General features: G+C 73.9%; 9 protein-coding genes and 1 riboswitch. Of the genes, 4 read left to right on the top strand and 5 right to left on the bottom strand.

What is annotated here, in order from left to right:
- Nucleotides 1-9: 9 nt before the first annotated feature.
- Complete coding sequence (locus tag ACFWA9_RS37800) at nt 10-180, top strand: hypothetical protein (protein WP_380393864.1); 171 nt, start codon at nt 10-12, stop codon at nt 178-180.
- Here ACFWA9_RS37800 and ribH read toward each other — a convergent pair.
- From ribH to ACFWA9_RS37780, 4 genes are read right to left on the bottom strand one after another with little or no spacing between them, the layout of a single operon-like run.
- Entirely contained in the window at nt 164-637 is a 474-nt protein-coding gene (ribH, locus tag ACFWA9_RS37795) for a 6,7-dimethyl-8-ribityllumazine synthase (RefSeq protein WP_329486525.1), read from the bottom strand. The genes ACFWA9_RS37800 and ribH overlap by 17 nt on opposite strands.
- 37 nt (nt 638-674) lie before the next feature.
- Complete coding sequence (locus ACFWA9_RS37790) at nt 675-1,934, bottom strand: bifunctional 3,4-dihydroxy-2-butanone-4-phosphate synthase/GTP cyclohydrolase II (RefSeq protein WP_380393862.1); 1,260 nt, start codon at nt 1,932-1,934, stop codon at nt 675-677.
- Nucleotides 1,931-2,578, bottom strand: coding sequence for a nicotinamide mononucleotide transporter family protein (locus ACFWA9_RS37785; protein WP_352288717.1), 648 nt, complete (start codon nt 2,576-2,578; stop codon nt 1,931-1,933). Before ACFWA9_RS37785 ends, ACFWA9_RS37790 begins: the two co-directional genes overlap by 4 nt.
- Nucleotides 2,575-3,237, bottom strand: coding sequence for a riboflavin synthase (locus ACFWA9_RS37780; protein ID WP_380393860.1), 663 nt, complete (start codon nt 3,235-3,237; stop codon nt 2,575-2,577). The genes ACFWA9_RS37785 and ACFWA9_RS37780 overlap by 4 nt, the downstream gene beginning before the upstream one ends.
- 190 nt (nt 3,238-3,427) lie before the next feature.
- Nucleotides 3,428-3,555: riboswitch (FMN riboswitch) on the bottom strand.
- A gap of 247 nt (nt 3,556-3,802) precedes the next feature.
- Here ACFWA9_RS37780 and ACFWA9_RS37775 point away from each other — a divergent pair.
- The gene (locus ACFWA9_RS37775; RefSeq protein WP_329486529.1) at nt 3,803-4,051 is read left to right on the top strand and encodes an SCO4226 family nickel-binding protein; all 249 of its coding nucleotides are present in this window, start codon (nt 3,803-3,805) and stop codon (nt 4,049-4,051) included.
- A gap of 49 nt (nt 4,052-4,100) precedes the next feature.
- On the opposite strand, the gene ACFWA9_RS37770 is transcribed toward ACFWA9_RS37775, so the two are convergent.
- On the bottom strand, nt 4,101-4,406 hold the full coding sequence (locus ACFWA9_RS37770) for an antibiotic biosynthesis monooxygenase family protein (protein WP_329486530.1): 306 nt from the start codon (nt 4,404-4,406) through the stop codon (nt 4,101-4,103).
- 141 nt (nt 4,407-4,547) lie between these two features.
- Between ACFWA9_RS37770 and ACFWA9_RS37765 the strand changes: the two genes are divergently transcribed.
- Both ACFWA9_RS37765 and ACFWA9_RS37760 read left to right on the top strand, forming a co-directional pair.
- A complete protein-coding gene (locus ACFWA9_RS37765) occupies nt 4,548-5,243 on the top strand; it encodes an MSMEG_1061 family FMN-dependent PPOX-type flavoprotein (RefSeq protein ID WP_380393857.1) in 696 nt (231 codons plus the stop codon).
- 174 nt (nt 5,244-5,417) lie between these two features.
- Complete coding sequence (locus tag ACFWA9_RS37760) at nt 5,418-5,837, top strand: HIT family protein (protein WP_380393855.1); 420 nt, start codon at nt 5,418-5,420, stop codon at nt 5,835-5,837.
- Nucleotides 5,838-5,870: the final 33 nt, after the last annotated feature.

The raw sequence follows: 5,870 nt of genomic DNA, 5'->3' as shown, positions 1-5,870 counted from the left end.
GTCCTCGGCCTGCCCTCGCGCGTCGTGCACGCCGACTGCGACTTCTTCTCCCTCGGCGGCCACGCCCCGGCCGCCGCCCGGCTGGTGGCGCGGGCCCGCGAGGCGCTCGGCGCCCCGGTGGACGTCCACGGTCCGGGACCGTGCCGTGGGTCGGTGCGGCGCGTCAGGCGAGCGACTTGAGGACGGCGGCGGTGGCGACGGCCGCCGTGACGGCCTCGTGCCCCTTGTCCTCGGAGGAGCCGGGCAGGCCCGCGCGGTCCACCGCCTGCTGCTCGTTGTCGCAGGTCAGGACGCCGAAGCCGATCGGGACGCCGGTGTCGACGCTGACCTGGGTGAGGCCGGCGGTGGCGGCCTGGCAGACGTAGTCGAAGTGCGGGGTGCCGCCGCGGATGACCACGCCGAGCGCGATCACCGCGTCGTAGCCGCGGTCGGCGAGGCGCTTGGCGGCGACCGGCAGTTCGAAGGTGCCGGGCACCCGCAGCACGGTCGGCTCGTCGATGCCGAGCTCCTTGAGGGCGCGGTGGGCGCCGTCCAGCAGGCCGTTCATCACCTGCTCGTGCCACTGGGCCGCGATCACGGCGACCTTGAGGCCGGCGGCGTTGTCGATGGTCAGCTCGGGGGCTCCGTGGCCGCTCATGTGCTGTTCCTCTTCCGGGGGTCGTGACGGGGGTGCTTCAGGAGCCGAGACCGGGCAGGTCGTGGCCCATCCGGTCGCGCTTGGTCCGCAGGTAGCGCAGGTTGTGCTCGCCCGCCGGGGTCTCGACCGGCTCGCGGCCCTTGACCTTCAGGCCGTGCTCGGTGAGCGCGGCGAGCTTCTCGGGGTTGTTGGTGAGCAGGGTGAGCGAGCGGACGCCGAGGTCGCCGAGCATCTGGGCGCCGATGCTGTAGTCGCGGGCGTCGGCGGGCAGGCCGAGGTCCAGGTTGGCGTCGACGGTGTCGCGGCCCTGCTCCTGGAGCTGGTAGGCGCGCAGCTTGTGGGCGAGGCCGATGCCCCGGCCCTCGTGGCCGCGCAGGTAGAGGACGACGCCCCGGCCGGCCTCGGTCACCCTGCGCAGCGAGGCCTCCAGCTGCGGGCCGCAGTCGCAGCGCAGCGAGCCGAACACGTCACCGGTGAGGCACTCGGAGTGGACCCGCACCAGCACGTCCTCGCCGTCGGGGAGGCGGCCGTCGGCGTCCAGGCCGCCGGCCACCAGGGCGAGGTGCTCGACGCCGTCGATGGTGCCGCGGTAGCCGACGGCGGTGAACTCCCCGTACGCGGTGGGCAGCGCGGTGACGGCGGCCCGGTCCACGTGGAGCTCGGTGCGGCGGCGGTAGGCGATCAGGTCCTCGATGGAGATGATCGCCAGGCCGTGCTCGCGGGCGAAGGCGACCAGCTCGGGCAGCCGGGCCATCGTGCCGTCGTCGTTGACCACCTCGGCGATGGCGCCGGCCGGTGCCAGCCCGGCCAGCCGGGCCAGGTCGACGGCGGCCTCGGTGTGGCCGGGGCGCACGAGCACGCCGCCCTCGACGGCCCGCAGCGGGAAGACGTGCCCGGGGCGGGTGAGGTCGCCGGGCTCCGTCCCGGTGGAGGAGAGCAGCCGGACGGTCCGGGCGCGGTCGGCGGCCGAGATGCCGGTGTCGACCCCGTCGCGGGCGTCGACCGAGACGGCGTAGGCGGTGCCCTTGCGGTCCTCGTTGACCTGGGTCATCGGGGGCAGCTTGAGCCGGTCCAGCTCCGGGCCGGTCATCGGGACGCAGATCACGCCGGAGCTGTAGCGGATGGTGAAGGCCATCAGCTCGGGGGTGGCGGCGGAGGCGGCGAAGACGATGTCGCCCTCGTTCTCGCGGTCCTCGTCGTCGACCACGATGACGGCTCGGCCGAGCGCGATGTCGGCGACGGCCCGCTCGACCGGGTCGAGCGCGAGGTCGAGGTCGGCGGTCTGGTTGGCGGTCATGCCGTGGCTCCCTGCGGGACGGTGGCGGACGTGGTGCGCGGCTCACGGGTGCTCAGCCACCAGGAACGCAGGCCGAGCAGTACCAGGACGAAGTAGATCGAGTAGGTGAGGCCGGAGAAGGAGTAGCCGCTGTTGAAGGCGAGCGGGACGCCGACCACGTCGACGGCGATCCAGGCGAACCAGAACTCCACCCAGCCGCGGGCCTGGGCGACCATCGCCGCCAGCGTGCCGACGAAGATGTAGGCGTCCGACCAGGGGCTCCAGGAGAGGCTGGGGTTGGCCAGGAAGAGCCAGGCCAGCGCACCGGTGCCGAGCGCGGTGCCGGCCACCAGGGCGGCCCGCTCGGGCCAGCTCGCGAACCGGACGGCGATGCCGTCCGCCCCGCGGCGGCCGCGCCGCCACCGCGTCCAGCCCCAGGCGGCCGTGGCGACCACGATCAGCTGCTTGCCGATCAGGCCGGGGACGTGGCCGTTCAGGTAGGCCGTGATCAGCACGGCGCCGGAGAGCAGCTGCACCGGCCAGCTCCACACCGAGCGGCGCCAGCCGAGCGCGAGGCCGCCCAGGCCGAGCAGGTTGCCGATCATGTCGGCCCACTTCACGTGCTCACCGAAGACGGTGAACGCTTCTCCGCTCAGCCAGTTCACTGGGCTTCTCCGGTGGTCGTCGAGGGCAGGGCGCGGGAGTCGAGCAGCCGCTCCACGTACTTGGCGAGGACGTCGACCTCCAGGTTGACGCTCTCGCCGACGGCCTTGGTGCCGAGCGTGGTCAGCGCGAGGGTGGCCGGGATGAGGCTGACGGTGAAGCTGTCGCGGGCGGCCTCGACGACGGTCAGGCTGACGCCGTCCACGGTGATCGAGCCCTTCTCCACCAGGTAGCGGGAGATGGTGGCGGGCAGCGAGAAGCGCAGCACCTCCCAGCGGAGCTTGCCGTCGGCGTCGCGCTCGCCGGGCTCGCGGCCCAACAGGGCGCCGGTGGCGTCGACATGGCCCTGGACGAGGTGCCCGCCGAGCCGTGCGCCGAGGGCCATCGCGCGTTCCAGGTTGACCCGGGAGCCGGGGGCGAGCTCGCCCAGACTGGAGCGGTGGAGCGTCTCGGCCATCACATCGGCGCTGAACTCACCGGACCGGCCGGCCAGTTCCTCGGGAGTGTCGACGACGGTCAGGCAGACGCCGTTGACCGCGATGGAGTCGCCGTGGTGCGCGTCCTGACAGACCACCGGTCCGCGCAGGCGGATTCGCGAGGAGTCGCCGATCTCCTCGATCGACACGACCTCGCCGAGCTCTTCGATGATGCCGGTGAACACCCGGGTTCTCCTCGCGCTTGGGGGCGCGGACTCCGGGGCGGGCATGGGAGAGGACACGGACGGGCACGGGTGCGCGGGCCACCGGACAGGACCCGTCGCCGGGCTGTCGCGCAACCGCCGGGAGAGAGCTCTCCCGTCGCACACCTGCCCGCGGTCCACCGGGGGACCACGGGTACTGCTCATCGTCCGCCGCGCACGCCTCCCATCCGGACTTTAACCGTCGGTCCAGGAATTTCACCTGGTCAACCGGCCGCTGGCTGCGGACGGGTCGCGGACTGTAACCGCCGGTTCGGATTTTCACCGACCCCGGAGTGCGCTGAACGTCACTGCTACTGCTGACGTCATTGTGCCATGGCCCGCACAGGCCCAGGGAGAGGCTTCCGCTGTGGTCTGTTTCACGCGGGCGGCGGGAATGCGCGGGGCGGCGCGGGCCCGGTGGGGCGGCCCGCGTAGGGGTGCCGGGCCGGCCGGGCCGCCGTCCGGTGGCGGCCCGGGGTGCGACGGGCGCAGGCTGGTGGTACACGGCCGGCGCCGACCGGCCGGGACTCCTGGAGGTGCGAGGACGATGGCCAAGTTCATGGACGTCCACCACGGCATGACCGGAATCACCGGTGAGGAACTGCGGATGGCCCACCAGGCGGACCTGGCGGTCCAGGAGAACGAGGGCGTGCAGTTCGAGCAGGCCTGGGCCGACCCGGAGTCCGGCACCGTCTACTGCCTCTCCGAGGCGCCCTCGAAGGAGGCCGTGCAGCGCGTTCACGAGCGCACCGGCCACCCGGCGGACGAGATCCACCCGGTGCCGCTCGTGGTCTGACGGCCCTCGCCCCCGGCCGGTCACCTGCGCTCCGGGGCGGGGCGGCGTTTCAGGTGGCCGGTACCAGGGTGAAGTGGCTGACCTCGGGCGGGTGCGCGAGGTAGCGCAGCTCGCCCTCCGACCAGACCGGCCGGATCCGCCACATCGGCCCCGCGTACCCGCGTAGCGCCTCCTCGTCGCGCCACCGGCTGAGCACCAGCACCCGGTGGCCGTCCTCCGTCACCGAGCGCAGCAGTTCGCCGCCCAGACAGCCGTCGGTCCGGCCGAGCTGGGGGATCACCTGCGTGGCGAGCACCGCGCAGAACTCCTCGACGTGTCCGGCCATGACCTGCCCGGCCCAAATCCTGACGATCACGTCCACCACCTCCCGCGAAAGTCCTTGGCCCCATTATCGGCGCGGAGCCGCTGGTGGGGAGGGTCCGGTGGGTCCCCGGACAGGGCCAGGGCGCCGGCCGCCGGCCGCCGGCCGCCGGACGAGCTTCGCTAGATTCCCGGTATGACCACCACACCGGAGACCGCCGTTCCGTCCAGCACCCCGCCCGAGGCGCCGGAGAGCCTGTTCGCCGCCCTCGGCGCCCACGCGCTGCGCACCGCGGCGGACCTCCGGGAGGTCTACGAGCAGCCCGGCGACCACGCGCGGCGCAAGCAGGTGGACCACATCCACGAGCCGGCGCGGCAGTTGATCGCCTGCTCCTCACTGGTTCTCGTGGCGAGCGCGGACGCGGCCGGACGGTGCGACGTCTCGCCGCGCGGCGGGCCGCCCGGGCTGGTGTCGGTGCTGGACGAGCACACCCTGGCCATCCCCGACGCCACCGGGAACAAGCGGCTGGACACCCTGCACAACATCATCGAGACCGGCCGGGTCGGGCTGCTCTTCGTGGTGCCGGGCCGGGACACCACGCTCCGGGTCAACGGGCGCGCCTGCGTCTCCACCGACCCGCGGCTGCTGGAGCAGCTGACGGCGGTCGGCAAGCCGCCGCGCAGCGCCGTCGTGGTGGCGGTGGAGGAGGTGTACGCGCACTGCCCGAAGGCGTTCCTGCGCGGCTCGGCCTGGAAGCCGGAGAACTGGCTCGGCACGGACGAGCAGCCCAGCTCCGCCGAGGTCACCCTGTCCCACCTGCGCGATCCCGGCCTGACCATCGAGATGATCGAGGAGACCGAGCGGGATTCGCTGCTCTACCGGTACGAGTAGGCGGGCCCGGCCGGGCCGGCCCGCACCGCGCGGCGCGGGCCCGCCCACTCGTGCCGGGCTCGGGCCGCGGCCCCGACGTCCACCACGCTCGCGTCGGCGGCCGGACGGGTGAAGCGGCGCGGATGCGTGGTCCGCGGGCGTGCCGGGCCGGCGGGTGGTGGCTTGAATGGACGGATGGACTGCGTCTTCTGTGCGGTGGTGGCGGGCGAGGAGCCGGCCCACCGGGTGCTGGACGACGAGGCGGCGGTGGCCTTCCTGGACCGGCGTCCGCTCTTCCCCGGCCACGTCCTGGTCGTGCCGCGCGCCCACCACCGCACGCTGGCGGACCTGCCGGCGGCGGAGGTGGGGCCGTTCTTCCTGCGGGTGCGGCGGGTGGCCGCCGCCGTGGAGCTGGGGCTGGGGGCGGCGGGCAGCTTCGTCGCGGCGAACAACCGGATCAGCCAGTCGGTGCCGCACCTGCACGTGCACGTCGTGCCGCGCAATCCGAAGGACGGGTTGCGCGGCTTCTTCTGGCCACGGGGGAAGTACCCGGACGAGGCGGCCGCGGCGGCGGTCGCCGAGCGGCTGCGGGCCGCGCTCGCCGGGCCCGGGTAGCCGGACGGCCCGGGCGTCGGGTCCGCCGGGCCG

Source organism: Kitasatospora sp. NPDC059973 (genome assembly GCF_042737525.1).
Lineage (GTDB): Bacteria > Actinomycetota > Actinomycetes > Streptomycetales > Streptomycetaceae > Kitasatospora.
The sequence above is the reverse complement of the archived record's forward strand: the minus strand, read 5'-3'. Positions and strand labels throughout refer to the sequence as shown.